At 62.6% G+C, this 15,458-nt stretch carries 14 protein-coding genes; 2 read left to right on the plus strand and 12 right to left on the minus strand.

The features are described 5' to 3' along the window. Positions 1–161 precede the first annotated feature (161 nt). Together KI237_RS12705 and KI237_RS12710 are read right to left on the minus strand one after the other, a co-directional pair. Positions 162–929: an SDR family oxidoreductase gene (locus KI237_RS12705; RefSeq protein ID WP_003180553.1), complete on the minus strand. Its 768-nt coding sequence runs from the start codon at positions 927–929 to the stop codon at positions 162–164. A gap of 24 nt (positions 930–953) precedes the next feature. After that, positions 954–2,021 (minus strand): phosphotransferase family protein, encoded by a 1,068-nt coding sequence (locus KI237_RS12710; RefSeq protein ID WP_212800099.1) that lies wholly within the window; start codon positions 2,019–2,021, stop codon positions 954–956. A 190-nt stretch (positions 2,022–2,211) separates the two neighbouring features. Between KI237_RS12710 and KI237_RS12715 the strand changes: the two genes are divergently transcribed. Then, positions 2,212–2,607, plus strand: coding sequence for a DUF4280 domain-containing protein (locus KI237_RS12715; RefSeq protein WP_212800100.1), 396 nt, complete (start codon positions 2,212–2,214; stop codon positions 2,605–2,607). 227 nt (positions 2,608–2,834) lie between these two features. Here the strand turns inward: KI237_RS12715 and KI237_RS12720 are convergent, their stop codons facing one another. The 10 genes from KI237_RS12720 to tssB form a co-directional block, all read right to left on the minus strand. Beyond that, positions 2,835–3,377, minus strand: a complete 543-nt coding sequence (locus tag KI237_RS12720; protein WP_212800101.1) for a toxin-antitoxin system YwqK family antitoxin — start codon at positions 3,375–3,377, stop codon at positions 2,835–2,837. Positions 3,378–3,390: 13 nt separating this feature from the next. Next, positions 3,391–5,400 (minus strand): type VI secretion system Vgr family protein, encoded by a 2,010-nt coding sequence (locus KI237_RS12725; RefSeq protein ID WP_212800102.1) that lies wholly within the window; start codon positions 5,398–5,400, stop codon positions 3,391–3,393. Then, positions 5,400–6,158: a hypothetical protein gene (locus tag KI237_RS12730; RefSeq protein WP_212800103.1), complete on the minus strand. Its 759-nt coding sequence runs from the start codon at positions 6,156–6,158 to the stop codon at positions 5,400–5,402. The genes KI237_RS12725 and KI237_RS12730 overlap by 1 nt, the downstream gene beginning before the upstream one ends. A 7-nt stretch (positions 6,159–6,165) precedes the next feature. Continuing rightward, positions 6,166–8,709 (minus strand): type VI secretion system ATPase TssH, encoded by a 2,544-nt coding sequence (gene tssH, locus KI237_RS12735; protein WP_212800104.1) that lies wholly within the window; start codon positions 8,707–8,709, stop codon positions 6,166–6,168. Between the two features lies 1 nt (position 8,710). Continuing rightward, positions 8,711–9,736, minus strand: a complete 1,026-nt coding sequence (tssG, locus tag KI237_RS12740) for a type VI secretion system baseplate subunit TssG (protein ID WP_212800105.1) — start codon at positions 9,734–9,736, stop codon at positions 8,711–8,713. Next, complete coding sequence (gene tssF / locus KI237_RS12745; RefSeq protein WP_212800106.1) at positions 9,700–11,490, minus strand: type VI secretion system baseplate subunit TssF; 1,791 nt, start codon at positions 11,488–11,490, stop codon at positions 9,700–9,702. The genes tssG and tssF overlap by 37 nt, the downstream gene beginning before the upstream one ends. Next, a complete protein-coding gene (tssE, locus tag KI237_RS12750) occupies positions 11,474–11,917 on the minus strand; it encodes a type VI secretion system baseplate subunit TssE (protein WP_212800107.1) in 444 nt (147 codons plus the stop codon). The genes tssF and tssE overlap by 17 nt, the downstream gene beginning before the upstream one ends. Positions 11,918–11,929: 12 nt before the next feature. Next, on the minus strand, positions 11,930–12,427 hold the full coding sequence (locus KI237_RS12755; protein ID WP_109756006.1) for an Hcp family type VI secretion system effector: 498 nt from the start codon (positions 12,425–12,427) through the stop codon (positions 11,930–11,932). Between the two features lie 246 nt (positions 12,428–12,673). Continuing rightward, positions 12,674–14,155, minus strand: a complete 1,482-nt coding sequence (gene tssC / locus KI237_RS12760) for a type VI secretion system contractile sheath large subunit (protein WP_014337906.1) — start codon at positions 14,153–14,155, stop codon at positions 12,674–12,676. Positions 14,156–14,184: 29 nt separating this feature from the next. Continuing rightward, positions 14,185–14,745, minus strand: coding sequence for a type VI secretion system contractile sheath small subunit (gene tssB / locus KI237_RS12765; RefSeq protein WP_212800108.1), 561 nt, complete (start codon positions 14,743–14,745; stop codon positions 14,185–14,187). A gap of 224 nt (positions 14,746–14,969) precedes the next feature. Between tssB and KI237_RS12770 the strand changes: the two genes are divergently transcribed. Further along, positions 14,970–15,419 (plus strand): type VI secretion protein, encoded by a 450-nt coding sequence (locus tag KI237_RS12770; protein ID WP_212800109.1) that lies wholly within the window; start codon positions 14,970–14,972, stop codon positions 15,417–15,419. Positions 15,420–15,458: the final 39 nt, after the last annotated feature.

A 15,458-nucleotide genomic window follows, 5' to 3' on the forward strand; every position in this document is an offset into this window, starting at 1 on the left:
AATTGCAAATAGTAGAATAAATATTCATTTCGGCTATTGCTGAAGATTCCTTTGTGTGAGCGAGCTTGCTCGCGATAGCGGTCGGTCAGCAGTACTTGTGTGACTGATGCAATGCTATCGCGAGCAAGCTCGCTCCCACAGGGGCCCCTCGGGGCAAGCTGTCAGGACAGGAACCCCCCATCCACATTCAACGCCACACCCGTGGTGTAGCTCGATGCATCGCTGGCCAGGTACAACACCGCGCCGGCCATTTCGCTCGGGTCGGCCACGCGCTTGAGCGGGATCTGCGCCAGGGCGGTCTTCAGGATGGCGTCGTTCTTGACCAGTGCCGAGGCGAACTTGGTGTCGGTCAGGCCCGGCAACAGGGCGTTGCAGCGGATGCCGAATTGCGCACACTCCTTGGCGAAGACTTTGGTCATGTTGATCACCGCAGCCTTGGTCACCGAGTAGATGCCCTGGAAGATCCCCGGCGAGATGCCGTTGATCGACGCCACGTTGATGATGCTGCCGCCGCCGTTCTCGCGCATCAGCTTGCCGGCCTCCACCGACATGAAGAAGTAGCCGCGAATGTTCACGTCGACGGTTTTCTGGAACGCCCCCAGGTCGGTGTCCAGGACGTTGCAGAATTGCGGGTTGGTGGCGGCATTGTTGACCAGGATGTCCAGGCGCCCGAACTGCTCGCGGATGCCCGCGAACACCTGGCTGATCTGCTCCATTTCACCGATGTGGCAGGCAATGGCGGTGGCCTTGCCGCCAGCGGCGATGATGGCGTCGGCCACATGCTGGCAACCATCGAGCTTGCGGCTGGAAACGATCACATGGGCGCCTTGCTGGGCCAGCAGTTTGGCGATGGCCTCGCCGATGCCGCGGCTGGCGCCGGAAACGAAAGCGATTTTACCGTCGAGGTCGAACAACTGGGTCTTGGACATGCTGTTTCCTTGTTATAGGTGCGCTCAGAGCGTGGATTTGCTGATGACCTGCAGGCTCATTTGCTCCAGCAGTTTGTTCATCTGAACGAACTGCGCGAAGCGTTTGTCCTGGGTCTGGCCATGGTAGAAGCGGTAGTAGATCTGCTGGACGATGCCGGCCAGGCGGAACAGCCCGTAGGTGTAATAGAAGTCGAAGTTGTCGATGCGGATCCCGGCACGCTCGGCGTAGTAATCGACGAACTCGCGGCGGGTCAGCATGCCGGGCGCGTGGCTTGGCTGGCGGCGCATCAGTTGCACCGGCGCCGGGTCGCCGGCTTCGATCCAATAGGCGAGGCTGTTGCCCAGGTCCATCAACGGATCGCCGAGGGTGGTCAGCTCCCAGTCCAACACGCCGATGATCTGCATCGGGTTGTCCGGGTCGAGAATGACGTTGTCGAAGCGGTAGTCGTTGTGCACGATGCTCGAAGTCGGGTGGTCGGCCGGCATCTTGTCGTTGAGCCAGGCCTTGACCGCTTCCCACTTCGGCGCATCGGGCGTCAGGGCTTTTTCGTAGCGCTCGCTCCAGCCGCGGATCTGCCGGGCCACGTAGCCTTCGGGCTTGCCCAGGTCGGCCAGGCCGCAAGCGTTGTAGTCGACCCGGTGCAGTTCCACGAGCCGGTCGATGAAGCTCTTGCACAGCGTTTCGGTGCGGGCGGCGTCGAAACCCAGCTCCGGTGGCAACTCGGAGCGCAGGATGATGCCCTTGACCCGTTCCATCACATAGAACTCGGCACCCATCACCGACTCGTCGGTGCAGTGCACGTAGGCTTTGGGGCAGTAGGGGAAACCTTCGCGCAATTGATTGAGGATGCGGAACTCACGGCCCATGTCGTGGGCGGACTTGGCCTTGTGGCCGAACGGCGGACGGCGCAGGACGAATTCCTGTCCGGGGTATTCCAGCAGGTACGTCAGGTTCGACGCGCCACCGGGAAACTGGCTGATCTGCGGCACGCCGGTCAGGCCGGGAATGTGGGCCTTGAGGTACGGGTCGATCAAGTTGGCATCGAGTTCTTCACCGTCGCGCACGCGGGTGGACTGATCAGTAAACGCCATGCTTATCCCTTCTGCTTATTTTGGAGGCCATCGATCATTGGCTAATCTAATGGCGCGCGGGAGGCGTCACAAGCACGCCAGGGTCTTATAGGTTAGCGTGTTGCAGGATAATCATCGGGCCTGATGCACGCGCACGAGCAGATTGGCCGCGGACCGGCTAAGGTTTCGGGATCTTCAGGGAGGAGCCGCGATGGGATGCCCGCAGGTCTGCAGCACCGCCACCTTGCAATGCAGCTTCGGCGCCGCGCCGGCGGTGCTCAACGTATTGCCGGTCAACCGAATGCTGACCGGCGGGATGCCGGCAGCGAACATCATGGATCACATTCCGTTGGTGAATGTCACCACGTTCGGGATGTGCACGAGCCTGGCAAACCCGACCGTCGCTGCCGCCACGGCAGCCGCCCTGGGCGTACTCACCCCCATGCCGTGCATTCCCGCCACCGCCACCCCCTGGATCCCCGGCGGCGCGCCAACCCTGTTGCTGGGCAACATGCCGGCCATCGACGCCAACAGCACCTTGATGTGCACCTGGGCCGGGGTGATCAAGATCGTGGTGCCGGGGCAGGTGCAGATGTTGATTCCCTGAGCAGCACCAAGCTCTCTGTGGGAGCGAGGTGATTGCAGAATAGGTGGGTTACCACAATCCCTTGTGGGAGATGATTGTGGAGTAGGTGGCTCAACAATCCCCTGTGGGAGCGAGCTTGCTCGCGATGGCGGTGGGTCAGTTGGCGGCAATGTTGACTATGAAACCGTCATCGCGAGCAAGCTCGCTCCCACAGTATTTCGAGGCGGCTGCAGGAACCGGTCCCCCGTTCAAGCCTGTGCTGGATCATTCCAGCGCCTGAACCACCAGCGCACCCGGGAGATCGGTTTACCTTCTGCATCCAGCGGCCGGCCGTCTTCGGCGTAGGCGTGGGCCGGTTCCACCAGTTGGCCATTGAGGTAGCGCGCCTCGACGGCGGGGTTGCCGTTGGCATGCAGGCGGCGGTAGCGACCGTCGCGCACGCCGTCGCGATAGAACTCGGCTTCGGCCAATTGTCCGTCGGGAAAGTAGTTGTTCGCCTCACCGTGCAGCAAGCCATTGCGATACGTGGCCTGGCGCTGCAACCCACCTTCGGCTGCATAGAAGCTCGCCACGCCCTGCAACTTGCCTTTGACGAACGGCATCACTGCCGAGACCCTTCCATTGGGGTGATACAAGGTGCTGGTGCCTTGCAGTTCACCCTGGCTGTAGTTGAGTTTTGCTTGCGGGCGCTGGGCCTCTTCAATCTGCAGTGGGCCGTCGAGCCGGCCATCGACCAGTTGCCCGCTCAGTTGGCTGTCGCCACGTTCCAGGTCGAGCTTTTTCGAGGTCATCGGCGTGCTCCCATCAGTTGACCTTCACCAGGCCGCCCTTGATGGTCAGCATGCCGCCGCCGTCCACGGTCTGTTCGGCGGCGGCCTTGTTCACCAGGCTGATGCCAGCGTCGTTGGTCAGTGTGGTGCCGGCCTTGTTCTCCAACGACGTCCCGGCCTGGTTGCTCAGGGCCGTGCCGGCCTTCTGGCTGATGGACGTGCTGGCCTGGGCGGCCAGGTCGGCGCCGCTCTTGATCGCGAAACTGCCGCCGCTTTGCAGGGTCAGGGTGCCGCTGACCTTGATGGTCAGGTTGCCGTCCACGGTCAGGTTGTAGTTGCCAGTGACCTTGTGCTCGTAATTGCCGCCGGTGCTGTGGGTCTGGTCCGATCCCACGGTGACGGTGCGGGTGTCCTTCACATCGAGGCTGTCGCTGCCGGTCTGGATGGTCACGCTGCGCTTGCCTTTCTCCAGGGTCACGGTTTCGTCGCCGTCCTTCACCGTGCGGGTGCGGGCGTTCTGCACCGTGAGCGTTTCGTCGTGGCCGACGGTGGCGGTGGTGTCGTTGAGCACGTTGATGTTGAAGTCTTTCTGGGCCTGGAGAAACACCTCTTCGGCGTCCTTCTTGTCTTCGAAGCGCAGTTCATTGAAACCACCACCGCCCTTGGATGAATTGGTCTTGATCCCGGACTGGGTCTGGTTCGCCGGCAGCGCGTAGGGCAGGGCATTGTCACCGTTGTAGACGCAGCCGGTGACCAAGGGACGGTCCGGGTCGCCATCAATGAACGTGACGATGACTTCCTGGCCGATGCGCGGCACGAACTGCATGCCAAAGCCTTTACCGCTCCAGGGCAAGACCACGCGGACCCAGCAGGACGAAGTCTCGTCGTTCTTGCCGGTGCGGTCCCAGGGGAACTGCAACTTGATCCGCCCGTATTCGTCGGTCCAGATCTCTTCGCCGGCCTTGCCCACCACCAGCGCCGTCTGGGTGTGCATGCGCGGTTTTGGCGTGGTGCGCGCCGGTCGATAAGGGGTGGCCTTGGGGATCGCTTCGAAGCGGTTGCGGTAGCTGTCATGGCTGGCTTCATGGCTGACCGAGGTCACCACCCAATCGATATTCAACGTCGCGTCTTCATGGCCGGCGAGGGTGAACCAGTACCCCGGCACCAGCCAGCGGCAGTCGCTTTCGCCGACAAAACGCTTCTCCTGGCTGCGCAGGCCATCCACCCGTTGTTTGGTCAAGGCATCGCCTTGACCCTTGACGGTATACCCACCCGGATGTTCGTACATCGAACTCGGCCCGGCCACGGCTTCGGCCTGGCTGTAGAGCGAGGTTGTCGGGGTGGTGAACTCATAGTCGGTCGCCTGGTAAACCCCGGCCACGGCTTGCAGGCACACTTGCCCTGAACGGATGCCGTGCAGCTCTCGCTCACCCAGTTTCTGCCCGAGATAATTCACCGTCGGCCCATTGGGAATGGGCACGAAGGCGTCGTTGCTGTCGGCCAGTACCAGCGTGTGCTTACCGTCTTCATGGCTGAAGAACCAGAACATCCCGTCTTCTTCCAGCAGTCGCGAGACGAAGGCCAGGTCGGTTTCGCCGTATTGCACGCAGTACTCGCGGGGGGTGTAGCTGCCGGTGAGCTTGAGCTGGAAGTCGGTGAAACCGTGGGCCTTGAAAATCGTGGTGACGATGTCCGAGGTGGCGAGGTTCTGGAACACGCGGTTGTTGCTAGCCAGGCTCAGCCACCAGAGCCAGGGCCGGAGCAAAAGCTGATAGCGTTCGGCGGTGGCGTCGGCGGGCAGTTGGCGGATCTCGGCCACCAGCCCATCCAGCGGGCGCAGCAAGGCGTCCTTGTGCAGGGTGGTGGTCACGTGGCTGGCGACGGCCGTGGTGAGGTCCAGCGAGGCGCCGTCGTTGATGCCGTTGAGCATGTGCGAGCCCAGGGCGTTGAGGCGCTCTTCGCCGGACAATGACTCAGGAAACAACGCCGACAGCGTGGCGGCGGTGAGGGAAAGGGTGGTGTTGCTGTCAGTGGAGCGGGGCATCAGCGAGTGCCAAGCCGGATCTCAGGCCGACTGTTATAGGTGATGTCGCCGTTAAACATCCGAACCAACAGTTGACCATCGACACTGTTGAGTCTGGCACCCAATACCGTCAGATCGATATCACTGAGATGAGTTGCGTTGTCCCCCCAATTCTCCAGATGGGTTTGGTAAGTTGAAAGCTTGAACCCCGTTAATGCATGTTCGAAATGTCGCACTCGTCCATTAAGCAGCTCGATAGATAATTTCCAGTTCGGGTCATGATCATAGATCTGGCCACCGCCTGTATCGTTCTGGAAACCGTCGTCTATCAAAATGATCGATAGCGGCAACCCGTCGGCATGGCAATGTTTGACAAGGTCGGCCGGACATTGCTGGTTACTGGCTTCGGGGGCGCCTTTATCTCCATTGATATGGCTTCCGGTGCTGATAAAGACAAGATGCCCAGGTTTCGGAGAGTTGATCTGTTGGCGCAAGCGAATGCTCAGAAGCAACATGACTTCCGGATCGAGGATTGGCACGAAGGGTAGGGATACCACAAGCGTGTAGCTGCTCTCATTTGGCAGCAGCGTTTCCGAAGCGACTTTACCCTTGCCATTGGCCAGGAAGACATTTGCGTGTGCGGGAATTGGGTGTGCACCCAATAACGGGTTGATCTCCTGAACGATGAGAGGTATGGCAGCTGCGCAAGTTGTATGATCGGCCAAGTCGATAACTTTCGACTTTATAGTTTTGAATGAAATAAATATTTGCATGGTCATTTACCCTTCATTCCAACACCCACTCCGCCAACTTCCCCGTCACCTGCGTCATCAACACATTCTCGACGTCTCGCGCCCCCGCCGCGCTGCATTTGGCCAACACAGCCTTGACGATCCCCGCGTCGAATTCGAATTGCTTGCCGGTCGCGGCCTTGTAGCGCCCGCGCAGTTTCTCCAGCTTCGCCAGCACGATCCCTTCCAGCGTCGCCTCATCCAACGGCCGATACGCCACCACCGTCATGCGCGCCAAAAACGCCGGGCGAAACGCTTGCAGCAGCACTTTGTGCAAGGCTTCGTTGAAGGTGTCGCTGCCCAATTGCGCGGCCGGTGTGTCCAGCAACAGTTCAGCGCCGACGTTGCTGGTGGCGAGCATCACGGTGTTCTTGAAGTCCACCACCAGGCCGGTGCCGTCTTCCATCAGGCCTTTGTCGAAAACGTTGTAGAAGGCTTCGAGCACATCCGGGTGGGCCTTTTCGATTTCATCCAGCAGCACCACCGAATAGGGTTTGCGCCGCACCGCTTCGGTGAGCACGCCGCCGCTGCCGTAGCCGACATAGCCGGGCGGGGCGCCTTTGAGTTGGCTGACGGTGTGGGCTTCCTGGTACTCCGAAAGGTTGATGCTGATCAGGTTGCGTTCGCCGCCGTACAAGGCGTCGGCCAGGGCGTAGGCGGTTTCGGTCTTGCCCACGCCGGTGGGGCCCACCAGCAGGAACACACCGACCGGTTTCTGTGGGTCGGTAAGGCCGGCGCGATAGGCTTGCAGGCGTTGGGCGATGGTGTTCAGCGCGGTGCTCTGGCCCATGACTCGCTGGCCCATGCGCTGGCCGAGGGTGCGCACGGCGTGGGCTTCGTCGGCGAGCATCTTGCCCACCGGAATGCCAGTCCAGCCGGCAATCACGGCGGCGACGGTCTTGCTGTCCACCTGTTCGGGCACCAGCGGATCGTCCTGGCGAATGGCATCCAGGCCGGCTTCCAGGCGCAGCAGTTCGGCGGCCAGGTGGTCGATGCGGTTATCGATCTCGGTGTCGGCTTTTTCACTGTCGGCGCGTTCGCTCAGGGCGAGCAGTTCGCGCCGGGTGTCGAGCAGTTCGCGCACGGCTTCGCGCTCTTCGCCCCAGCGGGTTTCCAGCTCGCGGATGGCTTGCACGTTGCCGGTCGATTCGCTCTCCAGCAGGGTGATGCGTTCGCGATGATCGAGCCCGGTGGCCTGTTCCCGGCGCAGGCGTTCGACTTCGTCCTTGAGACTGTTCTGCCGATGGCGCAGGCTTTCCAGCGGTGGCGGCACGTCGTGCTGGCCGAGGGCGACCCGGGCACAGGCGGTGTCGAGCACGCTGATGGCTTTGTCCGGCAACTGTCGCCCGGAGATGTAGCGGTGGGACAGCTTCACCGCTTCGTGGATGGCCGCGTCCAGCACCTGCACGCCGTGGTGCTGTTCCAATTTGCTCGCCACGCCCCGGAGCATTTCCACAGCGGTAAGTTCGTCCGGCTCTTCGACCTGCACCAGTTGGAAGCGGCGGGCCAGGGCCGGGTCTTTCTCGAAATATTTTTTGTATTCCAGCCACGTGGTCGCAGCCAGGGTGCGCAGTTCGCCCCGGGCCAGGGCCGGCTTGAGCAGGTTGGCCGCGTCGCTGCCGCCTTCCGCACCGCCGGCGCCGATCAGCGTATGAGCTTCGTCGATGAACAGGATGATCGGCTTTTCGGCACTGCGTACCGCGTCGATCACGCCCTTGAGGCGCTGTTCGAATTCGCCTTTGACTCCGGCGCCGGCCTGCAACAGGCCCAGGTCGAGGACGCGCAGGGTGACTTCCTGCAACGACGGTGGCACATCCCCGGCGGCGATGCGCAGGGCCAGGCCTTCCACCACCGCAGTCTTGCCGACGCCGGGCGCGCCCACCAGGATCGGGTTGTTCTGCCGGCGCCGGAGCAGAATGTCGATGCACTGGCGGATCTCGCCGTCGCGGCCGACGATGGGGTCGATGCGACCGTTTCGGGCGTCGGCGGTCAAGTCCTGGGTGTACTGGTCCAGCACCGGGTCCTGTTTCTGCGGCGCCTCGCCGGGTTTAGCCGGGCGCACGCCACCGACATGTTCACGGGAGCTTTCGGTCCACTCCAATAGGTGGGCGCGCAGGGCGTCGCGGGGAATGCGCAGCAACGACGAGGCGCTGTTGAGCAGCAGGCTGCGGCGCTCATCACGATCCAGCAGCGCCAGTAGCAACAGCCCGGAGCGGATGCTGTCCAGGCCCAGCACGCTGGCCTGGACCACGGCGTCTTCCAGCAGGCCGATGGTTTGTGCCGACAGGGCGGGCGTGCGGGTGCTGCCGGATTTGAACAGGTCCAAGGCCTTGTTGGTTTCGGTGGCCACTGCGTCACGCTCCAGCCCGAAGCGCGGTAGCAGGCAGGCAAAGTCGCCGCCCTCGATGTCGAGCAGTTCCAATAGCAGGTGTTCGATCTCCACGTAATGGTGGCTGCGCTGCATGCAGCGTTGCGCGGCCCGTTCCAGGGCGCGGCGGTTGTCCGGGTTGAGGCGTCCGATCAGGCTGGCCAGTTCCATTTCAGGCGATCTCCGGCTGACGAAGGCGGGTTTCGATCCGTTGCACGGCGAGGGTCGGCTGGCGTTGCAGGCCACCGTTCCAGTTCAGCCGTGGCGCTGCCTGGCGGTCCAGTTGCAGTGGGCCGGCGCCACGGATCAGCAGCACCAGGGTGCAGTCCAGGTCGGGGCCGAAGTACAGGGCATAAAGGCTGGCGAGCAGCGGATGAGTCTCGCCGTTGGGCAGCAATCCGCTGGCTTGGCCCGTGGTCAGCGGGCCGAGGGTCAGGCGCACGCCGGCATGTTCGTCCCAGACGTGGGTGCCGGTCACCGCGTTGCGGCCCAGGCACAGGTTGCGCCCGCCCGGTTGCAAGCGGCTGCGGCTGGCCGGCGGGATTTCACGCCAGCCACCTTCGTAGGCGCTCAGCTCCACGGGCAGCCCGAACTGTTCACGGACAATCGCCGCGAACCCGTCCAGGGAGCGCCGACCATCGGCGTACAGCGCGGTGCAGGCCAGTACCGCCGAATCGGGTGCTGCCTGGCGCTCCTGCAAGGCCTTGGGCAGCAGGCCGGTCAACGCCCGCAGTTGTGCATGTACGGCGGAGGCGCCTGGGGCGGTAAAACCCACGGCGATGCGATGTTTGCGCATCACCTTGTAAAGCAGGCTGAGCAGGCGATGCTGGAACAGGTCGAGAAATTCCGCCGGGGCATGATCTTTCGCCCGTGCCCGTTGTTGCAGCCATTCCTGGTAGGCGTAGGGCAACGGGCCGTCGGGGCCGCCGAGGCCAAAGATCGGCGTGGTCAGGGTTGGCGGCAGGCCGGGTTCCTGGGCCAGGCCTTCCACTTCGCTGGCGGCGAACAGCGGCGTCAAGGGCCCGCGCAGACGCAAGGCTTCGGCGTGTGGCGCGGTGCCGCTGCCCAGGGGCTCGGCCTGGGGATGTTCACGTTCGAGCAACAGCAAGGCCTGAAGCCATTCGAAGCGTTGCGGGTCGCGCCGCAGGCGCTGGCTCAGGTTCAGAGCACCAGGGGTTTGCCGGCTTGGGGTTGCCATGTCTTCACCTCCTTGTCGGACTGGACCAGCACGGTGCGCACGAAGCGATTGGCGGTGGCATAAAGGGAAAAGAATTGCGCCAGCACCCCCGAGAACAGCACGGCGCTGCTACCAACGAAGTGTTGCGGGTCCAGTTGCAGGCGCACCTCCAGCCCGTTTCGCCAGCCGCGCCAGGCGTCTTCACCGATATGGGCAATGACCCGGTCGCAGCCCAGCCCCGATACCCCTTCGATCTGGCGATGGGCGCTGGCCTCGTCCCGCAGGTTGTGCAATTGGAGAATCTCGCGCAGTGCGTCCAATGCCTGGGGGCCTTCGACCAGCGACAAATGGTTGAGGGTCAATTGCGACACCAGCCGCCAGCGCGATTCGCCGTCCAGGCGCGGCAAGCTTTGTGGGCTGGGCGGGTTGCGCAGGCGCGCCCAGGCCACCGGCCCCGGGCGCTCGAAACCCAGCGGGGTGCCGGCGGGCAGGCTCTGGGCCAGATGGCGGTTGGTGCACAGCAGTTCGGCGGTGAGGCTGTAGTCGTGTGTATCGGCCAGCGGGTCGAACTGGGTGTCCACCAGGCTGACCATCAAGTCGGTGCCCAATCGGTTCGGGCTCATGCCACTGACCCGTCGGGCATGCCAATAACAGGTCTGATCGCTGCCGTGCTGGCTGCCGTAATAGGCCGGCACTTTGCGCACGCCCTGGCTGGACATGGCGCGCATGCCACGGATGCTGTGGATCTCGACGCTGTTTTCCCGATGACTGTCGGCCACCAGTCGATACTCGCTGCGGGTGCCGTCCGGGCGCAGCGGCTCGGAAGTCCTGGGAAACAGGTTGATCACCGGCGTGCAGCCCAGGGCGATGTCGCTGGCCTGCAGCGGAAGGCGGCTGGTGGGAGGGCAGTCGAAAACGATGTACAGGTACAACGACAGGCCGTCGCTGGTGGCGCCGGCCAGTGGCAGATCGAAGAAGCCGAATTTATCCGGGAAGGCAAAGTACTCGGCCAGCAGGCGCATGCCGGGATGCACGCCGTCTTCATCCGGCAGCAAGACCTGGTCACTGGTGAAGCCGACGATCTGTGGCAAGCCTGTCAGTGACTCCGGCACGCTGCCCGGTGCACCGGCCAGGACCTCGATGGCGTGCGCGCCCAGCAGGTCGTACAGCCCGGCGTTGATGATCGGTGACGCCGCCAAGTGGACCCGCAGCGAGTCGATTCCCAACGTCGACCACTGGCTTTCGCCCAGGCACCGCAGCTCCAGGCGCAAGGCCGAGCGTGCCCGGACCACTCCGGTCAGCGCTTGGGCTTCGTCGCTGCCCAGCAGCAATGCCTCGCTGATTTCCACCGGCCACAAATGCACGGCGGCGGTGGTGCGAAAGTGAATACTCTGACCCTTGTCCGTAGTGACGAACAACGGTGTGTCGCGGGGCAACGGGTAGCCCTCGTTCAAGTTGCCTTTGCTGGGGTCGGGTTCAAATTGCACGATGGCGCACGACGGCAAGGGTCGCATGGCCAACGGGTAAAGCTGTTCGAGCAGGGCATCGCTGAATTCGGCGTAGTCGTCGTCCAGTCGGCGTTGCAAGCGGGCGGCCAACAGTGCGAAGCCCTCAAGCAGGCGCTCGACGTGGGGATCGGGGCATTCGCCGGGGGACAGCTCCAGGCGACGGGCGACCTTGGGGTAGCGCTCGGCGAACAGGCTTCCGGCATGCCGCAACCAGGTCAGTTCGCGTTGGTAATAGTCCAACAGTTGCGGGTCAATCGAGTCGCTCATGTCGTACCTCAAGGCCGTCGCCGGCGTGCTCGATGACAAAGGCCACCGGCCAGGCATGCAGGTCGCCGCGCAGCTCGCCCAGCAGCCGTATGCACAGTTGCTGCGGATGGCCCGGCACCGGGCAGACCTCGACCTCGCCCAGGCGCAGGCGAGGTTCGAAGTGGGTGATGGCCTGGCGGATTTCCCGGGTCAGTTGGCGCCGGTCATCGCTGCGCTGCTGTTGCAGCGCGGTCCAGTCGGCGATGCCGTAGTCCAGGATGCTCGGCGGTTCGGTCAGCGCCCGTGAGCCGCGTCGGGTATTGAACAGGCGCGACAGCTCGGCATGCACCGAGTCTTGCAACGCCTGTCGGTCGAACGTCCGCCCGGTATCGTTCGCCGGGCTGGCCAGGCGGTCGAACAGGGGCGGACGCAGCCCGAAGCCAGCCATGGGCCCGTTTCCCTACTTGGTCATTTTGTTGGCGGCCAGGTCCCAGGTCGTGCCCGCCGTGCCTTCCTTGGTGCCATCGTCTTTTTGCGCGGTGAGCTCCCATTTGATCTTGGTGAAGTTCAGCGACAGGGTTTCCACCGGTTTGCCGCCGGTGCCGCCGCTGACACTGACGTTGGACAGCACGACGTTGGTCAGGGTGTAGATGATGAACGGCATGAGTTTGCCGCTACCCTCGGCGGCATTGCGGCCAATGGTGATGACGGCTTGCGGGATCGGTTTACCGGCGCAGCAATACTCGTTGAGCGAAGGGGTAGAGCTGTCGATGAATTTAGTCAGGGTGAATTCGCCGATATGGGGCCGGCCGGAGGTACGCTCCGAGTTGCTGACGTCGTTGGTGACCTGCATTGCCACGTTATGGCTGTAGGACATGACCTCGATCTTGTCCGTGAACCCCTCCAGCAGGCTGTCGCCCTTGATGTCGCCGCCGAGGTCGAGAATGATTGCATCCATTGTGTGGAACTCCTGAAAAAGACGAAATGGGTGGTGCCCAATACCGATCCGTTAAAGACGAACGCCGAACCTGTGGCGAGGGAACTTGCTCCCGCCGGACTGCGCTGTAGGAGCTGTCGAGTGAAGCGAGGCTGCGACCTTTCCACTACCCATTGAATCGAAAGCGAAAGATCAAGATCAAAAGATCGCAGCCTTCGGCAGCCCCTACACATAGCCCAGTGGGAGCTTGCTCCCTTGCCAAGGCGGTCAGGCAGCTACCGGTGGCGGCAGGGTCGCCACCAGGCGGATCGAGGCGGTCAGCTCCTCCAGCTGGAAGTGTGGCCGCAGGAACACCGTGGCCTTGTAGGCGCCTGGCTTGCCGGCCACTTCCGTCACGTCCACCCGCGCTTCGCGCAACGGGTACTGCGCCTTGATTTCTTGCGGCGCGTTGTCGTTGATCAGCACGTAGTCGGCGATCCAGTTGTTGAGGTAGGTCTGCACGTTGTCGCGGGTCATGAAACTGCCGACCTTGTCACGCATGATCACCTTCAGGTAATGGGCGAAGCGCGAGGCCGCGAGTACATACGGCAACATCGCCGAGATCCGCGCGTTGGCGTTGGCCTCATTGGTGTTGTAGAGCTTGGCCTTGTTGGTGGTCTGGCCGCCGAAGAACACCGCCACGTCGCTGTTTTTCTTGTGGCACAGGGAGATGAAACCCAGGTCGTTGAGTTCTTTTTCGCGACGGTCGGTGATCGCCACTTCGGTCGGGCATTTGAGCGACAGATCCCCGGAACTGGTGCGGAACGTATGGGCTGGCAGGCCTTCGACCGCGCCACCGCCCTCGGCCCCGCGAATGGCTGCGCACCAGCCATATTTGGCGAAGGCTTCGGTGATGCGTTGCGCCAGGGTCCAGGCGGCGTTGCCCCACAGGTATTTGCTGTGGTCGGTGCCGTTGACGTCTTCGACGTAGTTGATGCCTTCCACCGGCAGCGTGTCCGGGCCGTACGGCAGGCGCAGCAGGAAGTGCGGCAACACCAGGGACACGTAGCGCGAGTCTTCGCTTTCACGGAAGGCGCGCCACTTGATCAGCTCCTGGCTCTCGAAAATCTTCGACAGGTCCCTGGGGATCGCCAGTTCGGTGAAGCTGGTCATGTCGAACAACCGCGGGCTGGCGGCAGCAATGAACGGGGCATGCGCGGCGGCGGCGACGTTCGAGAGTTTTTCCAGCAGGCCGATGTCCTGCGGGTGGCGGCCAAAGGTGTAGTCACCCACCAGCAGGCTGAACGGGTGCCCGCCGAAGGTGCCGTATTCTTCCTCGTAGATTTTCTTGAACAGCGCGCTCTGGTCGAATTCGACGGCTTTTTCCAGATCGTTCTGCAGTTCTTTCTGGGTGACGTTGAGCAGGCGCAATTTGAGCCGGGTGCTGGTTTCGGTGTTCTGCACCAGCAGGTGCAGGCCGCGCCAGGAGGCTTCGAGTTTCTGCAGGTCGGGGTGGTGCAGCACTTCGTTGAGCTGGGCGCTGATCAACTGGTCGATCTGGCTGATGCGGTCGTTGATCATCGCCACGGTGTCCTTGTCGATGGCCATGCCTTCGTCGAGAACCTGGGTGGCGAATTCGGCCAGCATGTCTCGGGCGTAGTCTTGCTGGCTGTCGTCGTGGGCCATGCGGCCTTCGGCGATGATCTTGTCCAGCAGGGACAGGGTCTGGGTCGTGCTCTCGCTGGTTTGAGCGCTGGATGAAGCAGGCATGGTGTTATCTCCCTTAATGATGCGCGCGATCAGGCCTGTGGTTCGGCCGGGGCAGGGTCATCGTTGGCGGCCACGGCGGGTAGCTCTGGCGGAACGTCCTGGGGCCGGGCCGACTTGATTTCTTGCAGGCCTTCGGTGTTGGCGATCACGTCACGCAGCAGCTTGTCCAGGTCGTCGTTGCCATCGAGTTTGGTCAACAGGTCCCGCAGGCGTTGGCGCGCTTCGAACAACCGACGCAGCGGCGTGACCTGCTCCACGACCTTGACCGGGTCGAAGTCGTCGATGTGACGGAAGTTGAGTTCGATGTTGAGCTTGCTGTCGTCGCCGCTGAGGGTGTTGTTCACCTGGAGCGTGGCGCGGGGGGAGATGGAGGCGAGCACCTCGTTGAAATTATCCCGATCGATTTCGGTAAAGCGCCGCTCATTGAGCTTGGGCAGCGGGTCCACTGGCTTGCCTGAGAGGTCGGCCAGAATGCCGACCACCAATGGCAATTCTTTTTTCTCGATGGCGTTGCCGATCTCCACGTCATAGGTGATCTGGACGCGGGGAGGACGGACTCTGTCGAGCTTGTGCTGGGTACTTTCTGCCATGGCGGCCGACTCCGATGCATGTGTGGGCGCAATGCATCGGGAGTCCCGCTCATCGCATTCCCTTGCTGATCCGCAGGTTGCAAATGGAGGGCAGAAAACCTGTCATTCCCTTGACGAACCTGGTGCATTCGACCGTGTGGGCCGAACTACCCAAGACGCTAGAACAGGTCTATAAAAAAGCAAGCAAAAACAATTTTTGACCGCTGAGAAAAGGAAAATTCATTTTGCGTGGGTTTTTTTTCGGATTTTTTTTGAGCCTGGCACTCACCGGTTGCTCGCTTTTTGCGCCCAGTGTCGACCTGGACAGCCTGACCCTGGACGTGGCGCCGCGTGCCAATGACGACACACCGATCGCGGTGGATTTCATTGCGGTGAACGACCCGGACTTGCTCAAGCAACTGTCGGGCATCACCGCCAGCCAATGGTTTGCTGAGCGCGAACAGTTCCAGCGCGACTATCGTCAACTCATGTCGGTGTGGGGGCTGGAGCTGGTTCCGGGGCAATTCATCGACCGCCAACCCTTCCCGTTGGAGGGCCGGCGCGCCGCTGGACTTTTGGTCTTCGCCAGCTATAACACTCCCGGAGCCCACCGGCTTCGGTTGGACGATCAGCGCGAGGCCTGGCTGAAGTTCGACAGTCGCGAGATGACCCTCGTGAATGATGGGGTTCGATGACAGCCAGCCTTGAGTGACCGCGGGCCGCCCTGCGCGGCG

This window comes from Pseudomonas sp. St316 (genome assembly GCF_018325905.1).
GTDB lineage: Bacteria > Pseudomonadota > Gammaproteobacteria > Pseudomonadales > Pseudomonadaceae > Aquipseudomonas.

Bases quoted from the DNA above. Each gene is read 5' to 3' on its own strand.
- KI237_RS12705 (WP_003180553.1), bottom strand. From the start codon at position 929: ATGTCCAAGACCCAGTTGTTCGACCTCGACGGTAAAATCGCTTTCGTT.
- KI237_RS12710 (WP_212800099.1), bottom strand. From the start codon at position 2,021: ATGGCGTTTACTGATCAGTCCACCCGCGTGCGCGACGGTGAAGAACTC.
- KI237_RS12715 (WP_212800100.1), top strand. From the start codon at position 2,212: ATGGGATGCCCGCAGGTCTGCAGCACCGCCACCTTGCAATGCAGCTTC.
- KI237_RS12720 (WP_212800101.1), bottom strand. From the start codon at position 3,377: ATGACCTCGAAAAAGCTCGACCTGGAACGTGGCGACAGCCAACTGAGC.
- KI237_RS12725 (WP_212800102.1), bottom strand. From the start codon at position 5,400: ATGCCCCGCTCCACTGACAGCAACACCACCCTTTCCCTCACCGCCGCC.
- KI237_RS12730 (WP_212800103.1), bottom strand. From the start codon at position 6,158: ATGACCATGCAAATATTTATTTCATTCAAAACTATAAAGTCGAAAGTT.
- tssH (WP_212800104.1), bottom strand. From the start codon at position 8,709: ATGGAACTGGCCAGCCTGATCGGACGCCTCAACCCGGACAACCGCCGC.
- tssG (WP_212800105.1), bottom strand. From the start codon at position 9,736: ATGGCAACCCCAAGCCGGCAAACCCCTGGTGCTCTGAACCTGAGCCAG.
- tssF (WP_212800106.1), bottom strand. From the start codon at position 11,490: ATGAGCGACTCGATTGACCCGCAACTGTTGGACTATTACCAACGCGAA.
- tssE (WP_212800107.1), bottom strand. From the start codon at position 11,917: ATGGCTGGCTTCGGGCTGCGTCCGCCCCTGTTCGACCGCCTGGCCAGC.
- KI237_RS12755 (WP_109756006.1), bottom strand. From the start codon at position 12,427: ATGGATGCAATCATTCTCGACCTCGGCGGCGACATCAAGGGCGACAGC.
- tssC (WP_014337906.1), bottom strand. From the start codon at position 14,155: ATGCCTGCTTCATCCAGCGCTCAAACCAGCGAGAGCACGACCCAGACC.
- tssB (WP_212800108.1), bottom strand. From the start codon at position 14,745: ATGGCAGAAAGTACCCAGCACAAGCTCGACAGAGTCCGTCCTCCCCGC.